Annotated in this window: 28 protein-coding genes, 1 pseudogene and 1 riboswitch; of the genes and pseudogenes, 15 read left to right on the forward strand and 14 right to left on the reverse strand. The window is 46.9% G+C overall.

Going from position 1 to position 26,818, the window contains the following annotated elements; all coding sequences use genetic code 11:
* Positions 1–29 precede the first annotated feature (29 nt).
* The 3 genes from Q1Q15_RS25550 to Q1Q15_RS19040 are packed head-to-tail and all read right to left on the reverse strand — an operon-like array spanning position 30 to position 1,602.
* Complete coding sequence (locus tag Q1Q15_RS25550) at positions 30–206, reverse strand: magnesium transporter (protein WP_363321018.1); 177 nt, start codon at positions 204–206, stop codon at positions 30–32.
* Positions 191–1,006: a CBS domain-containing protein gene (locus Q1Q15_RS19035; protein WP_300463575.1), complete on the reverse strand. Its 816-nt coding sequence runs from the start codon at positions 1,004–1,006 to the stop codon at positions 191–193. The genes Q1Q15_RS25550 and Q1Q15_RS19035 overlap by 16 nt, the downstream gene beginning before the upstream one ends.
* 35 nt (positions 1,007–1,041) lie before the next feature.
* Positions 1,042–1,602, reverse strand: coding sequence for a DUF5698 domain-containing protein (locus tag Q1Q15_RS19040; protein WP_300463577.1), 561 nt, complete (start codon positions 1,600–1,602; stop codon positions 1,042–1,044).
* Positions 1,603–1,811: 209 nt separating this feature from the next.
* Between Q1Q15_RS19040 and Q1Q15_RS19045 the strand changes: the two are divergent.
* A pseudogene (locus Q1Q15_RS19045) lies at positions 1,812–1,973 on the forward strand (Hsp70 family protein); the annotation flags it as partial.
* Between the two features lie 12 nt (positions 1,974–1,985).
* On the opposite strand, the gene Q1Q15_RS19050 reads toward Q1Q15_RS19045, so the two are convergent.
* Positions 1,986–2,819 carry an alpha/beta hydrolase gene (locus tag Q1Q15_RS19050; RefSeq protein WP_300463580.1) on the reverse strand — a complete coding sequence of 278 codons (834 nt, stop codon included), beginning with the start codon at positions 2,817–2,819 and terminating at the stop codon, positions 1,986–1,988.
* Between the two features lie 308 nt (positions 2,820–3,127).
* On the opposite strand from Q1Q15_RS19050, the gene Q1Q15_RS19055 reads away from it, so the two are divergent.
* Positions 3,128–3,697 carry a hypothetical protein gene (locus Q1Q15_RS19055; RefSeq protein ID WP_300463582.1) on the forward strand — a complete coding sequence of 190 codons (570 nt, stop codon included), beginning with the start codon at positions 3,128–3,130 and terminating at the stop codon, positions 3,695–3,697.
* On the opposite strand, the gene Q1Q15_RS19060 is transcribed toward Q1Q15_RS19055, so the two are convergent.
* A complete protein-coding gene (locus tag Q1Q15_RS19060; RefSeq protein ID WP_300463585.1) occupies positions 3,651–4,013 on the reverse strand; it encodes a hypothetical protein in 363 nt (120 codons plus the stop codon). The genes Q1Q15_RS19055 and Q1Q15_RS19060 overlap by 47 nt on opposite strands.
* A gap of 202 nt (positions 4,014–4,215) precedes the next feature.
* A riboswitch (cobalamin riboswitch) is annotated at positions 4,216–4,390 on the forward strand.
* Positions 4,391–4,484: 94 nt separating this feature from the next.
* Here Q1Q15_RS19060 and Q1Q15_RS19065 point away from each other — a divergent pair.
* The 9 genes from Q1Q15_RS19065 (at position 4,485) to Q1Q15_RS19105 (ending at position 9,505) form a co-directional block, all read left to right on the forward strand.
* Positions 4,485–4,688 (forward strand): hypothetical protein, encoded by a 204-nt coding sequence (locus Q1Q15_RS19065; RefSeq protein WP_300463587.1) that lies wholly within the window; start codon positions 4,485–4,487, stop codon positions 4,686–4,688.
* A complete protein-coding gene (locus Q1Q15_RS19070; RefSeq protein ID WP_300463590.1) occupies positions 4,676–4,945 on the forward strand; it encodes a hypothetical protein in 270 nt (89 codons plus the stop codon). Before Q1Q15_RS19065 ends, Q1Q15_RS19070 begins: the two co-directional genes overlap by 13 nt.
* Positions 4,946–4,988: 43 nt before the next feature.
* On the forward strand, positions 4,989–5,498 hold the full coding sequence (locus Q1Q15_RS19075; protein WP_300463593.1) for an ECF transporter S component: 510 nt from the start codon (positions 4,989–4,991) through the stop codon (positions 5,496–5,498).
* Positions 5,499–5,642: 144 nt separating this feature from the next.
* Positions 5,643–6,011: a hypothetical protein gene (locus Q1Q15_RS19080; RefSeq protein WP_300463596.1), complete on the forward strand. Its 369-nt coding sequence runs from the start codon at positions 5,643–5,645 to the stop codon at positions 6,009–6,011.
* 15 nt (positions 6,012–6,026) lie between these two features.
* Complete coding sequence (locus tag Q1Q15_RS19085) at positions 6,027–6,599, forward strand: ABC transporter ATP-binding protein (RefSeq protein ID WP_300463645.1); 573 nt, start codon at positions 6,027–6,029, stop codon at positions 6,597–6,599.
* Positions 6,583–7,386: an energy-coupling factor transporter transmembrane component T gene (locus Q1Q15_RS19090; protein WP_300463599.1), complete on the forward strand. Its 804-nt coding sequence runs from the start codon at positions 6,583–6,585 to the stop codon at positions 7,384–7,386. Before Q1Q15_RS19085 ends, Q1Q15_RS19090 begins: the two co-directional genes overlap by 17 nt.
* 479 nt (positions 7,387–7,865) lie before the next feature.
* The gene (locus Q1Q15_RS19095) at positions 7,866–8,813 is read left to right on the forward strand and encodes a hypothetical protein (protein ID WP_300463602.1); all 948 of its coding nucleotides are present in this window, start codon (positions 7,866–7,868) and stop codon (positions 8,811–8,813) included.
* Positions 8,755–9,252, forward strand: coding sequence for a bacterial transcriptional activator domain-containing protein (locus Q1Q15_RS19100; protein ID WP_300463604.1), 498 nt, complete (start codon positions 8,755–8,757; stop codon positions 9,250–9,252). The genes Q1Q15_RS19095 and Q1Q15_RS19100 overlap by 59 nt, the downstream gene beginning before the upstream one ends.
* 100 nt (positions 9,253–9,352) lie before the next feature.
* Positions 9,353–9,505, forward strand: coding sequence for a hypothetical protein (locus tag Q1Q15_RS19105; protein WP_300463605.1), 153 nt, complete (start codon positions 9,353–9,355; stop codon positions 9,503–9,505).
* A 122-nt stretch (positions 9,506–9,627) separates the two neighbouring features.
* Here Q1Q15_RS19105 and Q1Q15_RS19110 read toward each other — a convergent pair whose 3' ends face one another.
* The 9 genes from Q1Q15_RS19110 to Q1Q15_RS19150 form a co-directional block, all read right to left on the reverse strand.
* Positions 9,628–11,133, reverse strand: coding sequence for a response regulator (locus tag Q1Q15_RS19110; RefSeq protein ID WP_300463607.1), 1,506 nt, complete (start codon positions 11,131–11,133; stop codon positions 9,628–9,630).
* A 43-nt stretch (positions 11,134–11,176) separates the two neighbouring features.
* Positions 11,177–12,691 carry an ATP-binding protein gene (locus Q1Q15_RS19115; protein WP_300463609.1) on the reverse strand — a complete coding sequence of 505 codons (1,515 nt, stop codon included), beginning with the start codon at positions 12,689–12,691 and terminating at the stop codon, positions 11,177–11,179.
* Positions 12,692–12,760: 69 nt separating this feature from the next.
* A complete protein-coding gene (locus tag Q1Q15_RS19120; protein WP_300463612.1) occupies positions 12,761–13,714 on the reverse strand; it encodes a hypothetical protein in 954 nt (317 codons plus the stop codon).
* A gap of 105 nt (positions 13,715–13,819) precedes the next feature.
* On the reverse strand, positions 13,820–14,206 hold the full coding sequence (locus Q1Q15_RS19125; RefSeq protein ID WP_300463614.1) for a response regulator: 387 nt from the start codon (positions 14,204–14,206) through the stop codon (positions 13,820–13,822).
* 40 nt (positions 14,207–14,246) lie between these two features.
* Positions 14,247–15,170: a methylenetetrahydrofolate reductase gene (locus Q1Q15_RS19130; RefSeq protein ID WP_300463617.1), complete on the reverse strand. Its 924-nt coding sequence runs from the start codon at positions 15,168–15,170 to the stop codon at positions 14,247–14,249.
* Entirely contained in the window at positions 15,167–15,835 is a 669-nt protein-coding gene (locus Q1Q15_RS19135; protein ID WP_300463620.1) for a methylenetetrahydrofolate reductase C-terminal domain-containing protein, read from the reverse strand. The genes Q1Q15_RS19130 and Q1Q15_RS19135 overlap by 4 nt, the downstream gene beginning before the upstream one ends.
* Before the next feature lie 25 nt (positions 15,836–15,860).
* Positions 15,861–16,304: a hydrogenase iron-sulfur subunit gene (locus Q1Q15_RS19140; RefSeq protein ID WP_300463623.1), complete on the reverse strand. Its 444-nt coding sequence runs from the start codon at positions 16,302–16,304 to the stop codon at positions 15,861–15,863.
* Positions 16,304–19,342: an FAD-dependent oxidoreductase gene (locus tag Q1Q15_RS19145; protein ID WP_300463626.1), complete on the reverse strand. Its 3,039-nt coding sequence runs from the start codon at positions 19,340–19,342 to the stop codon at positions 16,304–16,306. The genes Q1Q15_RS19140 and Q1Q15_RS19145 overlap by 1 nt, the downstream gene beginning before the upstream one ends.
* Positions 19,343–19,423: 81 nt before the next feature.
* Positions 19,424–20,296, reverse strand: a complete 873-nt coding sequence (locus Q1Q15_RS19150; protein ID WP_300463628.1) for a methylenetetrahydrofolate reductase — start codon at positions 20,294–20,296, stop codon at positions 19,424–19,426.
* A gap of 431 nt (positions 20,297–20,727) precedes the next feature.
* On the opposite strand from Q1Q15_RS19150, the gene Q1Q15_RS19155 reads away from it, so the two are divergent.
* The 4 genes from Q1Q15_RS19155 to Q1Q15_RS19170 are packed head-to-tail and all read left to right on the forward strand — an operon-like array spanning position 20,728 to position 26,303.
* The gene (locus Q1Q15_RS19155; RefSeq protein WP_300463631.1) at positions 20,728–22,548 is read left to right on the forward strand and encodes an extracellular solute-binding protein; all 1,821 of its coding nucleotides are present in this window, start codon (positions 20,728–20,730) and stop codon (positions 22,546–22,548) included.
* A 24-nt stretch (positions 22,549–22,572) separates the two neighbouring features.
* Positions 22,573–23,661 (forward strand): microcin C ABC transporter permease YejB, encoded by a 1,089-nt coding sequence (locus Q1Q15_RS19160; RefSeq protein ID WP_300463634.1) that lies wholly within the window; start codon positions 22,573–22,575, stop codon positions 23,659–23,661.
* An 11-nt stretch (positions 23,662–23,672) separates the two neighbouring features.
* A complete protein-coding gene (locus Q1Q15_RS19165; RefSeq protein WP_363321019.1) occupies positions 23,673–24,695 on the forward strand; it encodes an ABC transporter permease in 1,023 nt (340 codons plus the stop codon).
* A 3-nt stretch (positions 24,696–24,698) separates the two neighbouring features.
* Positions 24,699–26,303, forward strand: a complete 1,605-nt coding sequence (locus Q1Q15_RS19170; RefSeq protein ID WP_300463639.1) for an ABC transporter ATP-binding protein — start codon at positions 24,699–24,701, stop codon at positions 26,301–26,303.
* The last annotated feature ends 515 nt before the right edge of the window (positions 26,304–26,818 follow it).

Below are 26,818 nucleotides of genomic sequence, written 5' to 3' on the forward strand. Positions count from 1 at the left end.
ATATCCTTAAAAAATATATTTTTTTCATATTAAATCAAACGCGCCTGGAACAGAACTGCAAATCCAAGAAAGGCAAAAAACCCCAGGATATCGGTGACTGTTGTCAGTATAATGCTTGAACTCTGAGCCGGATCTATTCCTATTTTTTTCATGACAAGCGGGATTGCCGCTCCAGACAATCCTGCAAAAATCAAGTTAAAAAACATACCCAGCCCGATGACAACGCCAAGGTAAGGGTTCCCATGCCAGATCCAAACATTTTCTGGATGTCCCGTGACGACCCTTCCTGAACACCTTTCAACAAACTTTCCGCTTTAATAATCCCAATCATACAATTTTCAGAATCGACGACCGGTGCGGCAAAGTATTTCCTTTTTGCCAATTCGTTCGCAGCATCTTTGATATCAGTAAAACAGTGAAGGGAGAACACGTCCTTGCGCATGATGGATTCCAGAGTGTCTTTAGCGTCTGCCAGCATTAAGTCCCGCATGTTCAATACCCCGATAAGACTCTTTTGGTCATCGACGACATAGCCATAGGAGACTGGCAGGCGTTTTTTGGACAGGGATCGGATTTTGCTGATGGTTTCTTTTGCTGTCAAGGATTTATCAAAGGATAAAAAATCTGTTGATACAACTCTTCCAACACTCCCCTCCGGGTATTCCAAAAGGTCCCTTATTTGTGTTTCGATAGCGGCATTAATATGCTGTTTAAACCGAGTACGGGATTCAGCCGACACATTCATGAATATCGCTGTCAGCAATTGGGGAGCTATTTTGGGGATAACCTTCTGCAAAAAATCATCAGAGACATTTTCCAGTAAAGTGGCCAAAAAATTTATCTGTAAATTCCGGATTACACGGATTGCAAGATCAGAAGACAATCCTTCAAGGACCTTTGCAGCCTCTTTGTTTTCAAGGCTTTCGATAATACCGGATGCAGCAACTGCATTATATTCAACAAATTTTCGAATCAGCTGTTTATACGTTGTTGTCTCGGGTATCAACACTTTTTCTCCTCTTAAGTTACACTCGCATGTATTCATTTTCTTTTGAACACGCTTCTCCATCCCCCCAAGGGTGTAGATACAGGTTTTAAAATCCTGCTGATATCACGCGCCTGTTCAAGAATATAAAAAACCTGTTCATCCAGTTTTTTAACCTCTGGCAGAATCCATTTCAAATCACGTCTTCGGCAAGCGATATACAGCTCGCTGACCGGACCTCTCATTCCTTTTCCGGTGAAAACCGTTACGGCTTGCCCTTTTTTCCTCAAAATATCGGCCATTTCCTGACCTGCAGTTCTTGTCAAGAGCTTTAAAATTATGATACCGAAGGCCATTTTTCTCTCAACAAGAATACCGACGACATTTCCGGTTGCATATCCAAATGCATAAAACACGACAAGAATCGGTTTTTCCTTGACCTGATTGAGGACAGTACTTGCCACCAATACCCATATGGTTATCTCAAAAAGCGCAAGAACAAATGAAATAACCGTTCTCCCCTGTACTGTCATTATGGTACGAATAGTTCCAATAGAAACATCACAGATCCTGGCAAAAAATACGAACAGTCCTGTCAAAAGGATATGATTTTCCATAAAATAACCTCATTGATCTGAGTTATATTGCAGACAATTCCACACAGTTTGCTTTGTTTCTTTAAAAAAAAATAATTTGTAATAATAAAACTTATGATTCTTTTATCCAAGTGTTATTTCATCTGCGGTCCTAAGTCCCCAATATTGGTTTATCAGAGCCGTTTATTATTGGTTCCTCTTTTAGCGTATGAGTTGCCCTGAATCATAGAAGGGGAAAACAATACAACCCGGCAGAGGTATCCTCTCATATCCTGGCGGAAATTCGCAAATCCGTAGAGGAATCCCTTGGTGAAACCATAACCGATGCCGTCATTACCGTGCCGGCATATTTTGATGACAGTCAGCGCCAGGCTACCAAGGATGCCGGGAAAAGTGCCGACGGTTCAGAGGTGTGCTGCAAGCCAGGTTTCCACATCCTTGAACATTGTGGCGCGCTCGGGCTCGTTGTGGACTTCGTGATACCATCCCCTGTAGCGTTTAAGGGTCTTGTCTTTGGAACCGGCATTGTCATAAAGCATCTGCGCGCCCCCCGGGTCGACGAGTTTGTCTTCATCCCCCTGCACGACAATAAACGGCAGCATGAGTTTATGGGTCTCTGTTGTGACGCGGCCCATGGCCTTCAGCAATTCCACTGCCAGCCTTGCCGGGGTTTTACCATGGAAGACCAGGTCGTCGTTGACATAGGCCTCGACCACTTTCGGGTCGCGGGAAACACCGGATGCATCCATCCCCATCACGCCGGTCCTGGGCGCGATCCAGGAGAGGATTCTGCCCATGAGGATGGTCACAGATGAAATCTTGTCACTGGCTTTGATGGCCGGCGCCGATAAAATGGCACCCTTGAAATCCCCAGGATGGTCCAAAAGGTAATAACAGGATATCAACCCGCCCATGCTGTGGCCGTATATGAAAACAGGTGTGTCCGGCTGCCAGCCCTTGACCATATCGTAATACAGGGCCAGGGTGTCCGTGTAATCCCTGAAACGCTCAATGACTTCCGGCTCCCCGTCCGACCGGCCGTGGCCAATGTGGTCCAGACCGTATACGGCATATCCCAGCGGTAAAAAGTAGTTGACCACGTTTGTGTAACGCCCGCAGTACTCGCCCAGACCGTGAATAAGAAACAATACGGCCTTTATCTTCCCCTCGGGGAGCCAGGCCTGGTAATAAATGTTGCTGTCCCGTACGCTTTTGAAAGTGCCGTTAATATGATTCACAAAAGCTCCTTTTAAAAAAAATATCCGATTCTATGTTTTTCCGGCCGGACGGCTGAAACTGCCCGCGAAACAAACCGGCCTGTTGTGCTGATATCCATACGGGTATATTCACCCCCATTAAGAATTAAATAATATAAAAGTAAAAAAAGTAAAAGGACGAATATCTCACAGATGGCAATCCGGTTCCGATTAATTTTTACGGCCAAATAAAGTTTATCTTGACAATTTATGTGAACACGTTAATTTTGATCGGATCAAGTTAAATATTGTTGAATATGTAAAAGTTTATTTGCCCATCAAGGACGGTTATGCACAAGAAAATCAAAAACATCATCCACTCAATGGATGTAAAAAAAGACCCGGAAACCGCTCATTCAGGCGCCCGGGAGATTTATCAACTGGGGCCGGAGGCAATGGACGTGCTTGTCGATATCGGCACTGCTGTAAACGTTAACGAAGAAGAGGTTGCCACCCGGCACAAATTGATTCGTGCGATCATTTTTTCCCTGTCAAAATTCACAAAAAAAAATTTCCTGTTAAAGCCCATGCTTCTCGACAATGAAGATGCCATTCAGTTGCTCTGTAATTTTTCTGAGCAGGGATTTAATTCTGCCCGGACCGTCCTCTTTGGCCTTGGTTTTTCCACGGAAGATATTTTAAAGAAAAGACTGATGTCACTTCCCGTGGTTGACAGCAATGAACGGGATCGTGAAATAACCCTGAACGAAGCGGTTCAGGAAATTAAAGCGGCAGATCTGACGTTGATGATAAAAAAGATCAAAAACCAGGGGTATACCATAGGTACCACACCCAAGCATTCCCATGAAATCTTCAAAACCGGTAAACATAAATTTGCTTACAGGATACGCCGGTTATAATCCCGGATCCCATCCAGTGCTGCTTCAGATTGGTCATAGTGAAATGGACATAGGTTTTCTCCGGTTCCCGGCTTTCTCCGATGTCGCCGAAATGCAGTGCCATCTCAATATGTTGTTTTGATAAGATATCAACGCCTTTTTCAAGGGCAGAATAGGCGGCTTCAATATTATCGGTACCGGTCTGGTCGCCAATAATTCCAATGCGCAGTGGATCGTTTGATGGGGTGTCTGGAAAACAAACAGTGCTGGATAAGGAAAAAAGCAAAAACAGGATACCCTGTACGATTATTTTTTGAGTGATGCTATTTTTCTTCATTTTAACGTTTCCTTATCTGTGTTCCCCTGAGTTCCGGCAGCCTGAACCGGATCATGGGTGTGAAGGATTCATAATCTTTTTTTAAGCAAGTGTCCATATCCTCTGTGCCGGATGTAAACAAAGGGTGTAAAACCATATTGACATTCAAGCCGTATCCTAGTAAATTTTGTGCCTGGAAATATACAATTTTGTATAAAAATGTTTGACTGCATGCGATACAGGTGCCCGGAATAACGGGGAAAAGGAAATCAGGTTAAAATCCCGAACGGTCCCGCCACTGTAAGCTGAGAACGGTACATTATGCCACTGGTTAACGGGAAGGCGTACGCGTTTGTTGAAGCTAAGTCAGGAAGCCTGCCTGTATGATATCGCAATGGCATCATGAACGATGGTAAAGCTCATGGTTATTTTTCTGCTGAGGAAAATAGCTGTGAGCTTTTTTTTTAATGTTAAACCGTAATGGACAAGGGCATGGGATATAAGGGTCGAGATGTTGAAGTCTGCTTGCTGGAGAATGATCTTTGCCTGATTGTGGCCTGTGATTCGTGTGGCGCAGTCGGGGAGAAAGACCTTGATCAGGTATTGCCTTATCACAGCCAGGGGATCGCGTTTATTGTCTGGGCCTGCCAAAAGTCGGACAGGAAGTTCTGGATGCAGGTGCATTGGAAGTTGTAACTGCCGGCCATATCAATTTACTTTTAAACCGGACAGATATCCATGACATTTTGCCGGTGGGATCAAAAGGCATACAAGTTGAAGCCAATCAACTGGCGCAAAGTGTACACTGTATATTTAAAGCCACGAGCACTCCCCTGGTCGATTTGAACAAATCAGGGGGGCCATCAACCTGCATTATTTTTACCTGTCGTATAGCGCAGGACATCACCTGCTTTGAAAATCTGCCTTTATCTGAGGTGGGTATTTTCATTTAACATCAATGAATGTATCAATGGAAAATTCTTGGAGGAAACGATAATGGAACAGGAACACGCAGGAGATTTAAAACCCAACATACTCTCGGTTAAAAGAGTTGCTTATATTGCCATCTTTATTGCACTCAGTGCAGTTGGCGCCATGATAAAAATCCCCAGTCCAGCGGGAACCATTGGCCTGGATGCTGCGCCGGGATACTTTTGTGCCCTGGCCTTCGGATATGTTGAAGGGGTCAGTGTAATCTTTATCGGGCACCTTTTAACGTCGGGTATCGTGGGCTTCCCATTGGGTCTTCCCCTGCATATTTTTATTGCGGTACAAATGGGTCTGTGGGCAGTGGCGTTTCGCTGGGTGACCCATAAATTCGGCATGATACCGGGCACTGTGATTGCGGTCTTGCTGAATGGCGTTGTTTCGGCATTCACACTGGTCTTTGTGGGCGGAATGGGAGCTGCTCTGGGCGTTATGCCGTTTTTGGTTGCAGGATCACTCATCAACGTTGTGGTGGCGGTTGTAGCCTATAAAGGGGTCCATGCCGGAAGGCTCATCTAACCGAAAAGGCCGTCAAATGGTTCAGGCCATTGAACTAAGTCATGTTTCATTTCGATATAAAACCGCAGACACTTTTGCGCTCAAGGATATCGAATTTTCATTGGCGCAACCGGACAAACAAATCCCTTTCCCTGGTCGGTCTGAATGGGTATGAAAACAGGTTTGAGCATGGTGATTGTTGAACAAAAAATCGACGATATCATTCACATGATTGATACCGTCATTCTTCTCAATGACGGGTGCATGAAATGGCAAGGCAAACCAGAAGAGATGTCCTCCCAAAACTCTTTTTTCAGCCGTCCTGTTTTTCCCATGTATCCGAAACAGCCGGGATTTGATGAAAATTCACACCAAGACAATGACATGAGACAGCCCATCCTGCAGGTAAGGGACCTTAATTTTTCCTATACCCCGTCTGAACCGGTTTTAACGGATATCCATCTGAGCATTTATCCCAATGATTTTCTGGCACTGGTGGGTCACAATGGTGCGGGAAAAACCAGTCTGGTATAACATCTGAACGGCCTGATTGACTGCACATCCGGTTCAATTCTGCTTGATGGAAAACAGGTAAAAACACTGACGTCGAAAGAATTGTCACACTCAGTCGGGTTTGTTTTCCAGAACCCGGATCATCAAATTTTTGAACCCTCTGTTGAAAAAGAGATCGCGTTTGGATTGTCAAACAGAGGGTTTTCCAGGTACCAGATAAAAACAAGGGTGGATGAAACCATTGAATATATTGGGTTAAGCGCGGTGCGAAAACATCACCTATTTACTTTGGGTAAGGGGCTCAGGCAAATGATAGCAGTTGCTTCAATCGTTGCACTGAAGCCGAAAATACTCGTGGTTGATGAACCCACCACAGGACTTGATTCAAGCGGCAGGCAGAAAATCATGAATATTATTGAGAAACTGCATTCCCATGGAACGGCAATTGTTCTCATCAGTCATGACATGGAACTGGTTAAAACCTATGCCCGCCGCCTGGTTGTGCTCACCCATGGAAAAATCATTCTGGATGAAAACACAGAACAGGCTTTTCTGGAAAAACAACCGCTGAAAAATGCAGGACTGCTCATCAATGAATCCTCCTTTTGACACGCAACCGAATCTTGTTTCATCGTTGGATATCAGAACCAAGCTTGCTGTATTCATTCAATTTACACTCTGGTCTTTTTTATTCAACCACCCGGTTTGCCATTTAACCATGGGACTGGTTGTCATATCCACAAGCCTCATGATGGGCATGTCCTTGTCGCGCTTATTTTCAAAACGCTTACCCCTGCTCCCGATATTTATCCTGATCATCATCTTTACAGGATTTACAGGCAGTGACGGAATGGTACACGAAGAAAACAGGACCATCCTGTTCACCGCCTGGACAAAATTGAACCTGACCAGGGGCGGATTGATGCTGGGGGTGACCTTTTTATTTCGATTGGTGACTATGGTAGTCCTGACAGTTATTGTTCTTGACTCCACGGCCCTGGATGATTTTATCAATCTCTTTATCAAGCTGAAGCTGCCGCATTCCCTGTCTTTTATCATCACAACAGCCATTCGCTTTGTTCCGGAACTGGACAAAAAAAGAGACCTTATCATCATGGCACAACGCGCCCGGGGAATCGATATGAACAGCGGCGGGTGGCTCAGGCATTTTAAAGTCCGCATCTCAATTATGATTCCTTTGATCATCAATTCAATTGTTATGGCGGATCAATTAACAATGGGGCTGTTAAACAGGGGGTTTGGATATAAAAATGAGTGGACGGTTTTGTCTGAATTAACATTAAAGCCAAAAGATTACGTCGTGCTTGTCATCTGTCTGATCAGCCTGATATCAGGGATAGCCATAAAAACTCAGGGGGATTGGGGATTGATATAGCGCCGGTCTTGATTAAACAACAGGTTCCATCGATTAAACAGCTGGAATCTTCCTGATCAATTGCTTGTCAACACAAGTGACCCCCTGACATAATCGAGCCCATTCGTACATTTTATTTTCGTGTATTTCATTGAGAACAAACCCTTTGATTTTTACCGCACCCAGTTTTTCACATTCAACCGTCAATTGATCATGCTCGAACACTCGTTTTCTTATGGTCGCTTCGACTCTCTTTTCAAGGGACAACTACAGATTCGGATATAGACACTTAAATTCAGTTCAATTTGCTCAATCATCGCATACCGGAGTATTTGTATGATAGGGTTCAGCAAGAAAACATATCACTTCAAAATAATCTTTGTCGATTTTCTACCCTCAATCTTCCATATTTTCAAAATCAATGTAACGGTTCAGACATATAAAATATCCCCTATTTCATTAAGTTAGTCAGAACACACAATGATCCTGTCGGTATCTTGATGTCATGGGCGGGTATCGTCGATGCCATAGAGGGCCAGGCAGAAGATCTCCGTCACCTTGATAACCTGATCTTAAATTTTGATGCATTGATTGATATTTACCAAACGCTTCCCAATCAGGAGATTCAGGCACAAGTGGCCAGCCGGATGCTGAAGGCTATCATTTACCGGCAGCCTCAACATCCTGATCTGGAAAAATGGTCTGAACGGGCGCTCCTTCCCCCCAGTGACTCTCTGACAATCAATATTACAGCCCATATATTACTTTTACAGATGATTCATTATCTGCTGCACACTTCAGATATTAAAAAAGCGGAAAAGACATTGATAGAAGCAAGGCAACTGCTTGACTTTCCTTTTGAAACACCTTTTTTGCGCCTGGTGGCTAAAGTGATGGCAGCTTATTTTTATATGATAACAGGAAAGCATATCAGGTGCCGCCAAGCCGTAACAGAAGGACTTGAACTGGCACGGGAAAGCGGCATTAAACTATATAATGGCGCTTTATCAATGTATTTCATCTCTGATCTGCTGAACGTCAATAAGATTAAAACAGCTCAAAAATATATCCAAGAGATGAATTCGTCTGTTGGTTTTTTCAATTCCTTCGATAAAATCTGTTACTATTTCCAGAAAGCGAGAATGGCACTGATAACCGGAGAACTCAGAAAAGCTGCCATAAATGTAGAAACAACTCTCGATCTGACAAAAAAATTGGGTATGCCGGTTAGCACATCTGACTGCTACATTTTACATGCCCTGGTATTATACGCGTCCAAACGGCATGTCGAGGCGGAATCCCAGTTGGTAAAAGCCCGCCGGATGATTCGTCATTATCATCTAACTTTTTCCAAGCTGCATTTACTTCTCACACAGGTCCATTTTGCTGGTGGAGCACCGGGTCACGCTTGCCCCGCACTATTGCTGGATAGATACCTGGGCCTTTGAACAGGTTTATCATCAAGTGGACAGGCTTTTAAAAATCAAATCGGACGATGCCAGGTCTAACGAGACAATTCGCCTTGCCCAACGGGCTCTGGATCTATATCAGGGCCATTTTTTACACGATGAGTCCTGGGCAGGTTGTTTTATTTCCCAAAGGGAGAAGTTTAAACGCCGATTTTTAGATTTGGTATGGAGATTGGGGCAGCACTGGGAGGCCAGGGGCCAATGGAACAAGGCTATTGCGTGTTATCAGGGGGGTCTCGATAAAGACGAATTGGCAGAAACGCTCTATTGCCGCCTGATGGTGTGCCATGGCAAACTCGGTCAACACACTGAAGCCGCAAGAGCATATCATCGCTGTAAAAAAATGATGGCCTTATACCTGGACAGGGCGCCTTCCCAACAGGTCAAAACCGTTTATGGGACCATCTGCAGCAAATAGGTCATATTCCATTGTGGAAGGGCATGAACAAACATACGACAACAACCAAGGGCACCAGGGCCCTAAAAACATCAGACGAGGTATTTTCCGGAGATTTGATATGAGCAAACCGCAGCCTATCGGCTTTGTGTTTATCCTTCTGTCCATTGCCGGATTGTCCCTGTTTCTGGCCTATCCGGGCATGTGTATGGCGGGCATCCGAGGATACCCGGCATCAGATGTTTTACCCACCTCATTTGTTTATGACCTCTGACCTGAAACAAGATAACATCGTTCCCCGACGGGCGATCGGATCGGCCCCGGACCGCCGGGGGATCTGATGTCGCATTTTCATATAAAACACAATATGGATGGATTTACGCTGTTTTTCCGGATTCAAATCTTATAGGCGGATCTGGGAAAATAAACAGAAAAGCAAGTGCCTTGATCGACTTCACTTTCCACCTCAATACTACCATGATGCGCTTCGACAATGCTTTTTACAATGGCCAGTCCCAAACCTGTCCCGTTGATATACCGTGTTTTTTCGTTCTTCACCCGGAAAAACCGATCAAAAATATGGTCCACATCCTTTGCCGGAATTCCAAGACCGGTATCTAACACGTTAATGACGGCACAATCGGTCTTTTCACATGCCCAGACCGTAATTTGGCCATCTTCCGGGGTATACCGGATGGCATTGGATATCAAATTGGACACCACTTCTTCTATGTTTGTCCGGTTTCCCATCATCCGAATTTCCGTAAGGGTTTCTTTCATGATCAAATCAATGGATTTTGACCCGGCTTTTTCCTGGTAGCCGGCCACCTGATCGGCTATCAATTTAACCAGGTCCAGGTCTTCTCTATCCTGGTTGATCAATCCGGATTCGATCTTGGACAGATCCAGAAGTTCGGTTGAAAGCGTGGTTAAGGATTTGATTCGATCCGAACTGCGTTGCAGCAACTCTTTTTGTTTTTCCGTCAGGTCCCCGGCCAGGCCGTCTAAAATGACATTTAACTGCATTAACACCGAATTCAATGGACTCTTGATTTCATGGGCCACCATGGAAACAAAATCCGATTTGAGTTGATCCACTTTTTTTAATGCCGTGATATCGTGGAGAAGCGTAATGGATCCCAGGTTCCGGTTAAGGCGATCCCGAAACGGAAGACATCTGACACCAATGATGACATCCCCTTCCGATTCTTTTGAAAACGGCATGGTGATCTCATCGGTAATTTCTGCAAAGGTGGATTCGGGCTGGTTAATGGCCTGGTCTATCATGTCCAGCAAACGGGGATCCGTTATAAATTCCGATACATGGTGCCCGAGAACCGACGTGTTTCTGCAACCAATGGCTTTTAAGAATGCGGGATTTGCCAGCGCAATCCGTTTCTGGTTGTCGGTGGTTAAAACGCCATCGCTCAAAGTGTTGATCATCACCCGCATTCGGGATTTTTCCGTTGCAATATCCTGAAGTGTCCGTAAAAATTCAATGGCTTTGCCGATAACCAGGCGTAACTCTTCCGGAGAAAACGGTTTTGATAAAAAATCAAACGCCCCTTTTTTCATGGTTTCGATGGAGTGTTCAAGGGTGGCATACCCGGTCACGACAATCACCACGGTGTCGGGATGATGGGCTTTAACATCTGTCAGGACATCCAGGCCGGACATTCCGGGCATCATTAAATCCAGCAAAATAATATCAAAATGTTTCTCTTCAAGCATTTTCAACCCGTTGATACCGTTTTCAGCCACTTCAACATCACAGCCTTCTTCTGTCAGTAATCGTTTACAGGCCTTTTGAATACGCACTTCATCATCCACGACAAGAACCCGTGGTTGAAAAAATATATCTTTCACACTATTTTTAATTGACTCTAAGGATGGATTCGTCATTGTTCCTATACTTCATTTTTTGTTTATATCATTGTTCATCGGTTCAGGGTTGACACAGAGACGGATTGATTTGAGATGCCACATACATGGGAAACTCAACAACAAATGTTGTCCCTTTGGAACCGGTTTTTTTCACAGATATTTTTGCCCCGTGCTCCTCAACAATGCCGTAAACGATGCTCAGTCCCAGTCCGGTACTTTTTCCCACTTCTTTTGTTGTAAAAAAAGGATCAAAAATTTTAGATAAATTTCCAGGGGGGATACCGGTTCCCGTATCTTTAATTTCCAGATAAATCTGTTTGAGCATCTTCTCTTTATAGGTGGTCAATGTAATGGTCCCGACGCCGTCCATGGCATCTGCGGCATTGATCACCAGATTAATCACCATCTGGTTGAGCTTACTGGTATCGGCCTGAATGAGCATCATTTCATCGGAAAGTTCTTTTTTAATGATAATATTCCTGAACTTTTTTTGATCCCGGATCAAGGTCAGGCTCTGTTCAACGATATCGTTGAGTTGAACAAGATTTTTCTGGGTACCGGCACTGCGGCTGTATACCAGGAGACTTTTAACAATTGACTTGCACCGGTTGGCATCTTCAAGGATATACCCCAGATCCTCCCGCATGTCCTCATCAATATCCTTTCGCTCCAACAGAAGACTGGCATAAAACAACACCCCCGTCAACGGATTATTAATTTCATGGGCTACACCCGCCGCCAGCTGACCCAGGGATGCCATTTTTTCAGACTGGGCAAGCTGTTTCTGGGCCATTTCCAGTTCTTTTTCCACCTTGATTTTATCTTTCAAATCATTATAGATGGCCATTGTAGCCGATTCATTGCCTTTTTCATCATAGATAATGGCAGCGGACATCTCGACTTCAATTTCCTTTCCATGGGAATTAACGATGGTGGTCCTGGGAATCAGGAGTTTTCCCTTGCCCCCGACTTTTTCATCCCGAAGCATTCTCATGACTTCCTGGGCTTTGCCCGGTGGATACAATTGGGCGGTATGCCTGATTTTACCTTCCCCGCCGTTATAATCCCCAAACAACTCTTTGGCCACCGAATTCATTAAATTGATATTGCCCTGACGGTCTGCAGCAACAATAGCACTGGCCGACGAATGGATCACCTGACTGATAAATTCCTGTACGCCGTGCAATTGATTTTCAAGGGATTTGGTCTGGGTGATATCCAGCATGCTCCCCATCACATGGGCCACGTCCCCGTTTTCATCCAAAATGGGCGAAAACACCCGCTTCTCCCATCGATAATGGTGTCTTAAGGTAAAGCTGTGGCTTTTTTTATCTCTGATGACTTTTGAAATGGTGCACTGGTCTGAGTCACACGGTGTATTTTTATACAGGAACGTATGATAACATTTTTTCCCGAAAATCTCTTTAAAGGAAAGGTTAAACGCTTCATAAAAAGTTTTATTGGCCCCCATCAGGGTTTTATCCGGGGAAATGATAACGCTGGGATATGGCAGGGAATCAAAAACCCTCATACGCCAGTATTTTTCTTCTGCAGACATGTTCTCTTCTTTTTTCATCGTCTCACACCATTCACGCTTTCAGCCATTCATTATCCTGCTGTTGCCACACCCGCTATGTTTACAGCATCATGGGCCTTCAAACACATCCATTAATGCCTGTTTCGCTGCAGCCCCCTTCCCCCGGGGCAGCACCATACTGATACTGGCACCGGTGCACCCTGTCTGTAAAACAGGAATGGATTTCTGGACAAGACAATTCAATGCCCGGCTGATAATACTGTGCCGGTCCCCAAAATGAGGGCCGTGGAAACTGAGCAGTTCAACAGGGCAGGCCTGCCGGGCAGGCATACCCGGTGATTTTGCCGTCACCAGAAACAGGTGGATCTGCTCTGGATACATCATATGGGCGGATACATGGGAAAATGTATCTGCTTTGTCTTCCAGGGATTGAAGGTGCTTACCAAACGCCACCGCCTGATCAAATGATAACGGATACATTTCCAGCGTCAAATCCGACACCAAGGTCACCCCATAGGTCTTTATTTTCTCTTCAACATAGGTTGCCCGGGTTTCCGGATACTTTTTCTTCAAAAACTGTGTCAGCTCATCATTTTCTTCCTGTTCAAACGGGACGTGGGATTCCGGCAGATCAAAATTGGATGAGATCATCTCTACAAACCCATCACAATGGTGTTGATCCACCACAAATGTGATCATTGCGTTGGATGACACCATGTGCTGAAATGACATTTTCTGCCCGCCCAGAAATGACAGGAGCCCCCCCAGTAATTGCAACCGGTAATGGTGGGGATAGATCGACACGGTGCAGACATTCGGGTGACTTGTCCAGTCCCCCGCCTGACGGGGCATCTTTTTGAAATGTTTAGACGGAATAGACCCTGAAACAAACGGCAGGCTGCCCACGGTGTTCAAAACCATAAACACCATGTTCAGACGATGGGTTTCCATGGTCTGATACAGAGGGTAGCCGGTTTGATCCCGGACATCAAATTCCCCCTGGGTGATCTGAATAAAATTTTTATTCAGGCGAATCCCATTTATTTTAATCTGGTCCATCATCCGAAAACCTTACCATAAAAGAATCAAAATGGCGGGAAAGATTAAGGAAACCTCTCCCGCCAAAATAGTGTCTCAATTCAACGAAAATATTACAGCTTCAAACGATTACTCGCAATGATCCCCAACAATTTCCATCAACTTATCCAGATCAATGGGTTTGGGAATATAATCATCTGCCAGGGTTGTTTTGCCATCATGATGGGTATAACTGGTTGTTTTCACGGAATCAGCTACCGCAGTCAAGAGAACAACAGAAATATCTTTCAATGCCTCGCTTTTTTTAATCTCCTCACAGACTTCCCATCCGTTTTTCCGGGGCATCATGACATCAAGAATAACCAGATCAGGTTTCTCTTCTGCTATTTTTTCCATGGCTTCTTCACCATCATACGCTTTGGCAACTCTGTACTCAGAGGCTTCTAATTTCATGGAAACCGCTTCCACCAAATCAGGATCATCATCTACGACTAAAATAAGTTTTTTTTCACTCATTGGTTAACTCCTTTTTATTGTCTTAAGGATTTTTATATTCCTATAGCACAGGTCGCGGGAATAATCCTGCTTTTTCTACAATCTGGGGGACCTTTTCTTCCCATTCAATGGCCATAATATGAAATCCGTGTACCCCTTTGACTTCTTTTAATCTTTGAATGGATTCAATGGCGATTCTGATGCCTTCCTCGGGCTGTTCTTCTTTAGAGACCCCAGCCATCCGTTTGATTACATCATCCGGCACATCCATGCCCGGCACCTTGTTTTTCATGTATCTGGCCATACCGACGGATTTCATGGGGGTGATCCCGGCCAGGAGATGCACCTGCTGATCAAGACCTCTGTCACACATCATTTCCATATATTTTTCAAACTTATCCAGATTGAAAATGCACTGGGTCTGGATAAAATCCGCACCCGCCTTGATCTTTTTGGCCAGCCGCATGACCCTGAGTTCAAACGGATCGGCAAACGGATTGGCGGCAGCCCCGATAAACATTTTCGGCGGGGTATCAATGTCTGCACCCCCCTGGAATTTGCCTTCATCCCGCATTCTTCGAACCGTCTGGACCAATTGAACGGAATCTATATCAAACACCCCATTGGCATTGGCATGATCACCGAATTTTACATGATCGCCCGACAGGCACATCATGGTATTGATTCCCATGGAATAAGCCCCGATAATATCGCTTTGCATGGCCAGGCGATTTCTATCCCGTGTGACCATCTGCAAAATAGGATCCAGTCCCATCTGTTTGATAATCACACCCGCTGCCCAGCTGGACATTCTTACCATGGCGGTCTGGTTGTCGGTTACATTGATACCATCCACATGATCTTTTATCAGTGTGGCCTTTTGCCGTACTTTTTCAGGAAGTGCACCGCGGGGAGGACCAACCTCAGAGGTCACCGCAAGGGCGCCTGATGCCAATACTTTTTCCAGTCTGCTTTCAGTTTTCATAATGACAAATCCTCTCTGATTATTTTTCTGGGTCCGCCGCCACCTGCCGGTCTCCAGTCTTTTGCTTCCATAATTTCTTCATACCGTTTTTCCATTCCCAGGGCCTTTAATCTTTCCCAGATCAAACACCAGGCACACTCAACATCCGGGGAAATCTCACACATACCATAGGACGTTCCGCCGCAAGGCCCGTTAAGCAGATGCTTGGAACATCTTGCCACAGGACAGATACCGCCGGTGATTCCCAGCATGCAGTCGCCGCATCCCTTGCATCTCTCTTCCCAGATTCCCTGGGCCACCGATGCCCCCATGAATTTTGTATTGACGGCAGGGAACACAGGGGTTTCCTTGTACCGGGCCGCAACGCTCTGGACACCGCATCCGCAGGCCATGGAAACAATGGCATCCACCCGGCCGATTTCAGACACGAGTTCTTCTACATATTCAGGATCGCATTGTCTTTCAAGGGTAAGTTCCTTGATCTCAATGGTCTTGCCCTGCTTTAAACAATTAAGGTGCAGGGCTGATGCCAGAAGTCCAACCTCTTTTCTACCACCGGCTGCACATACGGTCACACATTCATTGCAACCCACCAGAAGAATCCGGTTATAGGGTGAAATATATTCTATGATTTCTTTTAATGGTTTTTGTTCTGCTGTTATCATATTCTTATCTCCGAAGATTTAATCATCAGCCGGCTGCCTGCTGATGGGTGTCTGTATTGAACTGTTTAATGGGACTGGGTCCCAGTTCCTTGATCTTTTCCGTAAATTCACGCGCAGTGCGGGCAAAGCGTTCCCCCATTCCCGCAGACATGGTGATCATTGCCAGGCGATCTTTTTCCCAGCCAAGTTCTTCCAGGATCTTTTGTACATACGCAACCCTGTAGCCAGCCCGGGTATTTCCATTTTTAAAATGGCAGTCCCCTTCAAGGCATCCGGCCACATACACACCGTCCGCGCCTTTTTCAAAGGCTTTCATCATATGGATGGCATCCACTTTTCCGGTGCAGGGCACACGGATAATTTTTACATTTGGCGGATAGGATATTCGTTTGCTGCCCGCCATATCAGCAGCCGTATACGCGCAATAATGACAGCAAAATGCGACGATTTCCGGTTCAAAATTTTCCATTAGTTCAACCCTCCAAACAAGCCGTCTAATTTGGCCAAAATCTGATCATCTTCAAAGGCAAGCAACTGGATTGCCTTTGCCGGACAGTCTGCAGCACAAATGCCGCAGCCCTGACATTGGGCCGGATCAATCTGTGAATAGCCGTCCTCGTTAATAAAGGGAATACCGAATGGGCAGGCACGAACACAGACCAGACAGGCGGCACATTTAGTACCATCTACCTTGGCAATGGCTGCCCCCAGATTGATTTCCTTTTTGGCCAGCAGTGTTTGTGCCCGTCCTGCAGCAGCATAGGCCTGGGTGATACTCTCCCGGATGGTTTTGGGCGAATGCGTTGTCCCTGCGATGAAAATCCCCCGGACAGACATGTCAACGGGTCGAAGTTTCACATGGTCCTCAAGAAAATAATTGTCAGTGGTCCGGGGCAGGTGAAACATCATGGCCAGATCTTCCGTGGTTTCATCATCCGCAACCATTCCCGTACTCAAGGCAACATAATCTGTTTCAATCTGAATCTTTCTGCCAAGGATCACATCATCCACAAACACGGACACCTGATCATTTTCAATCCAGACCTCGGGTTTATTGTCCACGGAAAACCGGACGAATTTCACATCCAGGTCTCTGGCTTGTTTGTAATAATCTTCATAAAATCCATAGGTGCGAATATCCCTGTAGAGGATAAAAATCTGGGTATCCGGGCTGATGGCCTTAATGCGCAACGCATTTTTCATGGCTGCCTGGCAGCAGACCCGTGAACAATTGGGATTATCTGCTTCCCTTGAGCCGGCACACTGGATCATCACCACCTGGTTCATGGCTTTGATCTTTTCCGGATCATCTTCAATCAAGGCGTCCAGTTCAAGCTGGGTGGTAATATTATCATGGGTTCCCAGACCATATACATCCGGTCGGTTGGCCACTGCCCCGGTGGCAAAGATGGTCACCCCGTGGGCCAGCTGCATGTAGTTCATTCTCAGGCCTGTCTGGATACCGGTTTTAAACAGTCCCGGCACGCCGGAATGATCCACAATGATGGACCGGGTCAGCACCTGGATATTTTTATGCTTCGTCACATCTTTTACCAGTTGAGTGATAAACGACCTCACATCATCGCCTTCAATGGTGCGTCTGATGGATGTTGCCATCCCTCCCAGTTCTGCATTGCGTTCCACAAGATACACTTTAACGCCCTGGCCGGCCAGTTGAAGTGCTGCGGTCATGCCGGTGACACCCCCTCCGACAACCAGTGCATTCTGGTTCATGGGCAGGGTATGGTCCACCAGGGACCGATTTTTGCGAACCCCGCTGATGCCGATTTGAAGCAGTTTATAGGCCTTGTCCAATGCCGCCTCGGGCTGCCCTATATGGACCCATGTATTCTGATCCCTTAAGTTGACAATCTCCACCAGGTATTTATTCAATCCTGCCCGGCGCATCAGATCCTGAAACTTGGTTTCATGGGTTCTGGGAGAACAGCCGCCGATCACTACCCGGTTTAAATGATGGGTTTTAATTGCGGCTTCAATGACCCGCATGGAATCACTGCTGCAGCCGTATCCCACCGTCTGGGACACAACCACATCGGCACAGGTGGCAACAGATGCAACAATTTTGTCCACATCAACCACCCCACCGATCTCCAGTCCGCAGTCACAGACAAACACACCGATACGAGCCGCTTCACCGGTAATATCCCGTTCCGGCGGGAAATCCTCTTCAGTATCCAGCACATCCATCACCGCCGGCAGATCAGCAGCAGCCATACTGGCGGCAGCGCTTGCCTGGACCATTGTTTCCGGAATATCTTTGGGACTTTCAGCCACACCGCAGACATACACACCGGGTCTGGACGTTTTCACTGAATTAAAATGATCTGTTTCAGCAAAGTTATGGGTATTTAATTCAATCCCCAGTCGCCCGGCAAGATCACGGGTGGATTCAGGGACCCTGAAACCGGTTGAAAGGACAACCATGTCAAATTCTTCTGTTTTGTGACGGGCCTCATCTTCCGTGGTATAGGTAATGGAAAGATCTCGGGTTTCGTCATCTTGAACAATAGAATGGGGTCGGCATCGGATCATGCGAACGCCATAATCATCTTTTGCCCGGTTGAAATATTGTTCATAATCCTTGCCATAGGTCCGCATATCCATAAAAAAGATGGTGGTTTCAATGCTTTCAGCAAACCGTTCTTTTGTGACCATGGCTTCTTTCAATGCATACATGCAGCAGACACCGGAACAATACGGCACATCGGCTCGATTGATTCCCCTTGATCCCACACACTGAATCCATGCCACTTTTTTCGGGCGTTTTTTATCGGACACCCTGACCAGATCCCCCTGGAAAGGACCGGAGGCTGACATGATCCGTTCATATTCCAACCCGGTGACCACATTATCAAACCGGCCGCCGCCATAATTATCCAGGGCAGCAGGATCAAACAACTCCGCCCCAATGCTTAACACAACAGCGCCTGCGTCAACCGTGGTTCGCTTCTGGGTATCCTCCGGGAGGATGGCATCGGCCTTGCAGACCTTTTGCAGGGCTGCTATATCCGATACTTTTTCCATGTCAATGGAAAATGCATAAGGGGTTGCATGGGGATACCGCATGCAGGTAGGGGCCCGGGGATCTAAACCCGGTGTAAATCGAACGGCCTCAGGAAATTGTTTGTAGCATTCTCCGCAAGCCGTACATTTATCCATATCAATGTATCTTGGTTCAGTCACCAGTGTGGCCTTAAAATCACCTGCCTCACCGGTTAATGACTCAAGCTGGGTCATGGGACTTAATTCCAGATGGATCTGTCTTGTATTTTCGGACAAATGGGGAGATACCGTACACAAATCACAATTATTGGTTGGAAACGTTCGATCCAACTGGGTCATCAACCCGCCAATGGCATATGATTTATCAATGAGTACGACATTTCGGCGGGATTCCGCTAAATCCAATGCCGCGCGTATACCTCCGACACCACCACCGATAACAAGCACACTCTTGTCTTGTTGAATATCTTTAAGCTTTTGCATGGTTAACCTGTATTAAATTATGGGGTATCCATTACCTGTAATGGGTATTATTTACAAATAACAAGAATGGATGCGTTTATGTTAAAGCCCTGCACAGTCCATGATCGCGGGTAAACGGTCTTCCCAGCCCGAGGCGGAAATCTTAATCCCCTGGACCTGTGTTTTGAGTTCCTTGATCATTTCTCCAGCAATAGTGACACATTCCATTTCCCGGTCTTTTGATTTCCGGATCCGGGTGATCAATGACTCGGGCAGTTTTGAGCTGGGGTCATTAATGGAAATGTAGCGGGCCATACCCACATTTTTCAACATGAAAACCGTTGCAATCACCGGTACATTCAATGATTTGAATCTAGTTAAAACTTGTGTATAGTAGTCCAGATCAAACGCAGGGGGAACCATGATATATTGTGCCCCTGCCGCCACCTTTGCTTTGGCGGCTTTGACCTCTTGTTCAAGGTGGTCATCATCCTGGATGGGTTGTACCTGGCACCCGGTAAAAAATTCTGGTTTCCCGGATAATTCAAAACCGGCAAGATCCCGTCCTTTCAGGAGCGAATGAACCATTACCAGCAAATCCAGCTCATTGAGATCATCAACGGGTTTGGCATTTTGATGGTCCCCATGGGTCATTGCTTCACCCTGAACCACGACAAGATTATTAATTCCAAGAACATGGGCTGCCAGCATGTCTCCCTGAAGGGCCATCCGGTTTCGATCACGACCATAAACATGAATCATCGGCTCCAGACCCTGCTGCCGGATAATGGCACCACCGGCAAGGGCGCTCATGTGCATGACGCCATTATCCATGTCAGGAATGACCACGGCATCAATTCTGGATTTAAGATGTCTCACGTTAGTCACGAGATCGGATATATCAACTCCCTTGGGGGTGTTCATTTCGGCAAGTACAACAAAGTCCCCTTTGGAAAGTTTATTTTGAAGAGTCATTTGTTCATCCTTTTTATTTTCGAAAAGCCTTCGCTTTAAATTATTAGCACAAAACAGGTTGCTAATAAGCAGAAACCATGCCAAGACCGACGTTATTAAGATTACCCTTTAAAACCGACAGCTTGATTTGAATCATCATTTTTTAAACCTTTCATGACAAACAATTTCTTAGAATATTTTCAACAAAAGATTAGAAGATCTTCAAAATTTTGAAAATCTTCTAATTGTTCAATCCGGCAAAAATACGTCACCCGCATTTAGGGTGATGATGCTGATTCAGCAAAAAAACAATCAAAAAAACTATTGATTTCCTCCTTGTCCATCATTGAAAAACAGTCTAAACTGCAATTTAATATGCGCCATATACTATCTGACGAACTAGTGCCTGACCGGAAACTCCGTGTTTGGACGAAAAGAAGGAACCAATACCGATGAAAACCCCCCTCTTAGTGATCATCCTTTTGAGCATGGCCTGCATCTGCCTGGCAGATGAAAGATCCATCATATCAACGCATTTTTCCTTGAGGGATACCCCAAAGTACGGCCCGGGCTTTACCCATTTTGACTATGTAAACCCGGATGCCCCCAGGGGCGGGTCAGTCACCCTTTCCGCCACCGGCACCTTTGACAGCTTCAACCGGTATGCCCAGAGGGGAGATGCAGCCCAGGGAAGCGACCAGCTCTATGACACGTTGATGACCCCTTCCGATGATGAAATTGATGTCCTCTACCCCTTGATTGCAGAAAAAATCGAGTATGCCCGGGACTTTACCTGGATCATTTTTACCCTCAACCCAAATGCCGCCTTCCAGGACGGCAAACCCATTACCGCCCACGACGTGGTGTTTACCTTTAACACCTTCATGACCCAGGGGGTGCCCCAGTTTAAAAGCTATTATAAAAATGTGGACACAGTGACGGCCTTAGATGCCCACCGGGTAAAGTTCACCCTTAAACAAGGCCGGATGGATCTGCTGCACTCCCTTGCCGGGCTTGCTGTCCTGCCCGAGCATTACTGGGCGACCCGAAATTTTTCCGAACCCACCACCGAGGTCCCCCTGGGCAGTTCCGGCTTTACCATTGACAGCTTTAAAATGGGACAGTATGTGGTAATCAAACGATTAAACAACTACTGGGCAAAGGATCTGCCCGTCAATAAAGGCCGGCATAATTTCGATTTTATCCGGTATGACTATTACAAGGACGAGGTGGTCACCCTGGAAGCCTTTAAAGCCGGGGAGTTTGATTTCAGGTCCGAAAATGTGGCCACCCAGTGGGCCACCCAGTACAAAGGGGATAATTTTGATAACCAGTATATTATAAAGGAAGAGATCCCCCATGAAATCCCCCAGGCCATGCAGGCCCTGATCTTTAACACCCGGAAAGCGGTGTTCAAGGATGTCCGGGTCCGGGAAGCATTGGCCTATGCCATGGATTTTGAATGGATGAACCAGCACCTTTTTTACAACCAGTATACCCGGACCCGCAGCTTTTTCCAGAATACCGAATATGAAGCAAAGGGACTGCCGTCCCAGGAGGAGATCACCTGTCTGGCCCCGGTGAAGGACAGCATCCCGCCCCGGGTGTATACCCGGGAATATCAACCGCCCGTCACCGACGGCAGCGGCAATATCCGGCCCCAGATGCGAACGGCCCTGGCCATCCTGAAAACAGCCGGATGGGACATCGTCAACCGGAAAATGACCCACCTGGAAACCGGTACCCCCATGGTATTTGAACTGCTCCTGTACAGTCCCACCATGGAACGGATCGCCATTCCCTTCCAGGACAACCTGAAAAAACTGGGCATTATCCTCAATATCCGGCGGGTGGACACCACCCAGTTTGTCAACCGGATGCGGGAACGGGACTTTGATATGATCACCGGCGGGTATGCAGCCAACCCGTTTCCATCCACCAACCTGAAAATCGTATGGCACTCCGGATACCTGGACTCCACCTACAATACCGCAGGGGTATCTGACCCGGCCATTGACTTTCTCGTTGAAAAAATCGACCAGAACCAGACGAATAAGACAGCATTGCTGTATTATGGAAGAGCCCTTGACCGGGTCCTCCAGTACAATTTCTTTGTGATCCCCCAGTGGCACTTGAGCAAATTCAGGGTGGCCTATTGGAATCGATTTTCAAGACCTGCCATCCGGCCCAAATATGCCATCGGCTTTCTGGACACCTGGTGGATTGACACGAAAAAGCAAGGGGCGTTGCCCCACGGAAATATTACCCGATAAAGGACCCACAACGATAAGGATATCATGGTTTCCTACATCATTCGCAGACTGCTCCTGGTGATTCCCACCCTGCTGGCCATTGTCACCATCAATTTCTTTATCATCCAGATTGCGCCCGGGGGGCCGGTGGATCAATTCATTGCCAAACTCCAGGGCCTGGATTCCGGTGTCATGGAGCAGGTGTCCGGCGCGGGCAAATCTGAACTCAAACCCACCAACATGCAGGAAAAAAGCACCTATCGGGGTGCCCAGGGCCTGGACCCGGAAGTGATCGCCGAAATTGAGCGTCGATTCGGGTTTGATAAACCCATCCATGTCCGATACTTTAAAATGCTCAAGGATTTTTGCCTGTTTGATTTCGGGGACAGCCTTTTCCGGGGCAGATCCGTGGTGGAACTGATTGCGGAAAGGATCCCCGTATCCTTGTCCCTAGGACTCTGGAGCACCCTGATCATCCACCTGGTCTGTATCCCCCTGGGCATTAAAAAAGCCTTGAAACATTCTTCCCGCTTTGACATCTGGACCAGCACGGTGATCATCATCGGCAATGCCATCCCGGTATTCTTGTTTGCCATTTTGTTGATCATCCTGTTTGCCGGGGGCACCTATTTTAACTGGTTCCCCTTGCGGGGCCTTGTCTCGGTGAACTTTGACCAGCTGTCCCTGGCGGGAAAAATCCTGGACTATTTCTGGCACATGGCCCTGCCCACCCTTGCCCTGGTCATCGGCGGGTTTGCCACCCTTACCTTCCTGACCAAAAATTCATTCCTGGATGAAATCAGCAAGCAGTACGTGGTCACAGCAAGGGCCAAGGGTCTCACTGAAAACCGGATTCTGTACGGCCATGTGTTCCGGAACGCCATGATCCTTGTCATCGCCAGTTTCCCGTCCGCCTTTATCGGCCTGTTTTTCACCGGCTCCATGCTCATCGAGGTCATTTTTTCCCTGGACGGCATGGGCCTGCTGGGATTCCAGGCCACGTTGCAACGGGATTTTCCCCTCATGTTTTCAACCCTGTACATTTTTACCCTCATGGGCCTGATCCTGTCCATCATCTCGGATATCACCTATACCATTGTCGACCCCCGAATTGATTTTGAAAAAAGGGGATGACCATGACACGCATCCCCATATCAAAAATAAACCGGGAAAGATGGCGCCGGTTCCGGGCCAACCGTCGCGGGTATATCTCCTTGTACCTTTTCTTAATATTGTTTATGGTGACCCTTTTTTCAGAACTCATTGCCAATGACAAACCCCTTTTGATCTATTATGATGCCGGGTTTTACTGCCCCCTGGTAAAAGAGTATGCCGAAACCCGTTTCGGCGGAGAATTTGAAGCCCCGGCCGATTACAAGGACCCCTATGTCAGAGACCTCATTAAACAAAAGGGCTGGATGATCAATCCCCTCATCCCGTTTTCCTATAACACCATCAACTATGACCTTAAAGGCCCTGCCCCGGCACCGCCGTCCACCACCAACTGGCTGGGAACGGATGACCGGGGACGGGATGTTACGGCACGGCTGCTGTACGGGTTCAGGATTTCCGTATTGTTCGGCCTGACCCTGACCCTGTGTTCGTCGGCCATCGGGATTATGGCCGGGGCCATGCAGGGCTACTACGGGGGATCCATTGATATTTTCGGCCAGCGGTTCATCGAAATCTGGTCCAGCCTGCCCACCCTGTTCCTGCTCATCATCCTGTCCAGTGTGGTCCAGCCCAATTTCTGGTGGCTGCTGGGCATCACCCTGATGTTCGGGTGGATGTCCCTGGTGGGCGTGGTCAGGGCAGAATTTTTACGGGGAAGAAATTTTGAATATGTGACGGCAGCCAAAGCCCTGGGCTTGAGCGACACCCGGATTATTATCCGGCATGTCCTTCCCAATGCCATGGTGGCCGCCATCACCTTTATGCCCTTTATCCTGGGCGGCTCCATCACCACCCTCACCTCCCTGGATTTCCTGGGATTCGGCCTGCCCGTGGGCTCGCCCTCTCTGGGGGAACTGCTGGCCCAGGGAAAAGCCAATCTCCAGGCCCCCTGGCTGGGATTGTCCGCCTTTATTGTCCTGTCCCTCATGTTCAGTCTCCTGGTCTTTATCGGTGAAGGGGTCAGGGATGCCTTTGACCCCCGGAAGGTGTATTAACCCATGACCAACGCCCTTTTGACCATACAGAACCTGAGCATCTCCTTTAAAATGGGGGACCGGATTTCCACTGTCGTGAAAACGGTTGACCTGATATTACAAAAAGGAGAAACCCTGGCCCTGGTCGGTGAAAGCGGGTCCGGCAAGACGGTCACGGCCATGTCCATCTTACGCCTGCTCCCGGCATCCGCCGTCTATCCCACCGGCTCCATTGAGTTTGATGGAAAAGACTGCCTGACCCTTTCAGAAGACGCGATCCGGGACATCCGGGGCAATCGGGTGGGGGTGATCTTTCAGCAGCCCATGACCTCCCTGAACCCGCTTCACCGGATTGGAAAACAGCTCAAAGAATCCATTTTTCTGCACCAGCAGGTCAGCAACGCTGAAGCAGATAACCGGGCCCTTTACTGGCTCAATCGAGTGGGGCTCAAAACACCGGCTGCCAAACTTGCAGCATTTCCCCACCAGCTGTCCGGCGGGGAACGGCAACGGGTCATGATTGCCATGGCATTGATCAACGAACCCGATATCCTCATCGCGGACGAACCCACCACAGCCCTTGATGTGACGGTCCAGGCCCAGATTCTCGATCTGATCCAGGACCTTCAGGCGGAGATGGGCATGGCCATCCTCTTTATCACCCATGACCTGACCATTGTCAGACGCATCGCCGACCGGGTGGCCGTCATGAAAGAGGGACACATCGTGGAAACCGATCTTCCGGAAACCATATTCACATCCCCTGCCCACCCCTACACCCGTCATTTGATCGATTCAGAGCCCAAAGGGTGGCCCGATCCGGCAGATGAAGCCGATGAAACCCTGATTGAAGTCTCACACTTAAAGGTCTGGTTTCCCATTCAAAAAGGCATCCTTCGAAGAACCGTGGACCATGTCAAGGCAGTGGATGACATCTCCTTTACCCTGAAAAAAGGACACACCCTGGGCATTGTCGGTGAAAGCGGGTCCGGCAAATCCACCACCGGGTTTGCCATTTTAAAACTCACCGCCAGTCGGGGAAAAATTCTTTTGGGAGAAAACAGCCTCAATGATATGGACAAATCCCAAATCCGGCAATTAAGAAAAAGAATGCAGATCATTTTCCAGGACCCCTTTGGCAGCCTGAACCCCCGAATGTCTGTCGCCCAGATCATCGGCGAGGGGTTGAGCATCCACAATCCCGGAATGACACCGGAACAGGAAGAAAATGAGATCATCGCGGTTATGGAAAAAGTCGGGCTTGACCCTGTCACCCGGGAAAGATATCCCAATGAATTTTCCGGGGGCCAGCACCAGCGAATCGCCATTGCCCGGGCGTTGATCCTTAAACCCGAGTTCATGGTCCTGGATGAACCCACCTCTTCCCTTGACCGGTCTGTCCAGTTCCAGGTCCTGGAACTGCTGAAAAAGCTTCAAAAAGAATTCCACCTGACCTATATTTTCATCAGCCATGACCTCAAGGTCGTCAAATCCCTGTGCCATGATATCGTGGTCATGAAAGACGGGCTTATCGTGGAGGCGGGCAATTCAGACAAAATATTTTCTGACCCTGAACACGCTTACACCCGTCAACTGATGGCCACGGCATTTCAAGGACAGCGGTTTTAAAAAACCCATTTTTTAAAAATTAGGGGTTTACCCCGATTGCTTTTCGCTCGTCCTTGATATAAGTAGATAACGTATCTGTAAACTTATTTTGTCGCAATCGTCATGCTTTATGAAACCGTAGCCGACCGGGCGGAGCTATTTTATAAAAGCATACTGCTCATTTTCCGGCATCCTGTTTTTCTTCAATATGGTGCTGTAATTTTTTATTAAAATGGGGTCAATTTGAATTATTTGGAAATATGCGATTTCTGTATAATTCCCAGAATGGAGTGTTATACTGTTAGGAAATAGATTAACATCTTCAATTATCGTTTATCAAAGCCTATATTCTTTGATACACATTGAATGTTATCCATTTCCGGGGTTATACAGAAAAAAAACTGGTTAACTTATTGTTGAACAAAACCGCTTTCGCGGAAGGAAGCCAATCCACAATCTAAGTCATTAATATTTAAACAGATCAATATAATTTTCTTTATATTTAGCCCGTATTGTTTCATCATTCTCCTGAACAC

The sequence above is a fragment of the Desulfobacula sp. genome, assembly GCF_030145145.1.
GTDB lineage: Bacteria > Desulfobacterota > Desulfobacteria > Desulfobacterales > Desulfobacteraceae > Desulfobacula.

Bases quoted from the DNA above. Each gene is read 5' to 3' on its own strand.
- Q1Q15_RS25550 (WP_363321018.1), bottom strand. From the start codon at position 206: ATGTTTTTTAACTTGATTTTTGCAGGATTGTCTGGAGCGGCAATCCCG.
- Q1Q15_RS19040 (WP_300463577.1), bottom strand. From the start codon at position 1,602: ATGGAAAATCATATCCTTTTGACAGGACTGTTCGTATTTTTTGCCAGG.
- Q1Q15_RS19055 (WP_300463582.1), top strand. From the start codon at position 3,128: ATGCACAAGAAAATCAAAAACATCATCCACTCAATGGATGTAAAAAAA.
- Q1Q15_RS19060 (WP_300463585.1), bottom strand. From the start codon at position 4,013: ATGAAGAAAAATAGCATCACTCAAAAAATAATCGTACAGGGTATCCTG.
- Q1Q15_RS19065 (WP_300463587.1), top strand. From the start codon at position 4,485: ATGGGATATAAGGGTCGAGATGTTGAAGTCTGCTTGCTGGAGAATGAT.
- Q1Q15_RS19075 (WP_300463593.1), top strand. From the start codon at position 4,989: ATGGAACAGGAACACGCAGGAGATTTAAAACCCAACATACTCTCGGTT.
- Q1Q15_RS19080 (WP_300463596.1), top strand. From the start codon at position 5,643: ATGGGTATGAAAACAGGTTTGAGCATGGTGATTGTTGAACAAAAAATC.
- Q1Q15_RS19090 (WP_300463599.1), top strand. From the start codon at position 6,583: ATGAATCCTCCTTTTGACACGCAACCGAATCTTGTTTCATCGTTGGAT.
- Q1Q15_RS19095 (WP_300463602.1), top strand. From the start codon at position 7,866: ATGTCATGGGCGGGTATCGTCGATGCCATAGAGGGCCAGGCAGAAGAT.
- Q1Q15_RS19105 (WP_300463605.1), top strand. From the start codon at position 9,353: ATGAGCAAACCGCAGCCTATCGGCTTTGTGTTTATCCTTCTGTCCATT.
- Q1Q15_RS19110 (WP_300463607.1), bottom strand. From the start codon at position 11,133: ATGACGAATCCATCCTTAGAGTCAATTAAAAATAGTGTGAAAGATATA.
- Q1Q15_RS19115 (WP_300463609.1), bottom strand. From the start codon at position 12,691: ATGAAAAAAGAAGAGAACATGTCTGCAGAAGAAAAATACTGGCGTATG.
- Q1Q15_RS19120 (WP_300463612.1), bottom strand. From the start codon at position 13,714: ATGATGGACCAGATTAAAATAAATGGGATTCGCCTGAATAAAAATTTT.
- Q1Q15_RS19125 (WP_300463614.1), bottom strand. From the start codon at position 14,206: ATGAGTGAAAAAAAACTTATTTTAGTCGTAGATGATGATCCTGATTTG.
- Q1Q15_RS19130 (WP_300463617.1), bottom strand. From the start codon at position 15,170: ATGAAAACTGAAAGCAGACTGGAAAAAGTATTGGCATCAGGCGCCCTT.
- Q1Q15_RS19135 (WP_300463620.1), bottom strand. From the start codon at position 15,835: ATGATAACAGCAGAACAAAAACCATTAAAAGAAATCATAGAATATATT.
- Q1Q15_RS19140 (WP_300463623.1), bottom strand. From the start codon at position 16,304: ATGGAAAATTTTGAACCGGAAATCGTCGCATTTTGCTGTCATTATTGC.
- Q1Q15_RS19145 (WP_300463626.1), bottom strand. From the start codon at position 19,342: ATGCAAAAGCTTAAAGATATTCAACAAGACAAGAGTGTGCTTGTTATC.
- Q1Q15_RS19150 (WP_300463628.1), bottom strand. From the start codon at position 20,296: ATGACTCTTCAAAATAAACTTTCCAAAGGGGACTTTGTTGTACTTGCC.
- Q1Q15_RS19155 (WP_300463631.1), top strand. From the start codon at position 20,728: ATGAAAACCCCCCTCTTAGTGATCATCCTTTTGAGCATGGCCTGCATC.
- Q1Q15_RS19160 (WP_300463634.1), top strand. From the start codon at position 22,573: ATGGTTTCCTACATCATTCGCAGACTGCTCCTGGTGATTCCCACCCTG.
- Q1Q15_RS19170 (WP_300463639.1), top strand. From the start codon at position 24,699: ATGACCAACGCCCTTTTGACCATACAGAACCTGAGCATCTCCTTTAAA.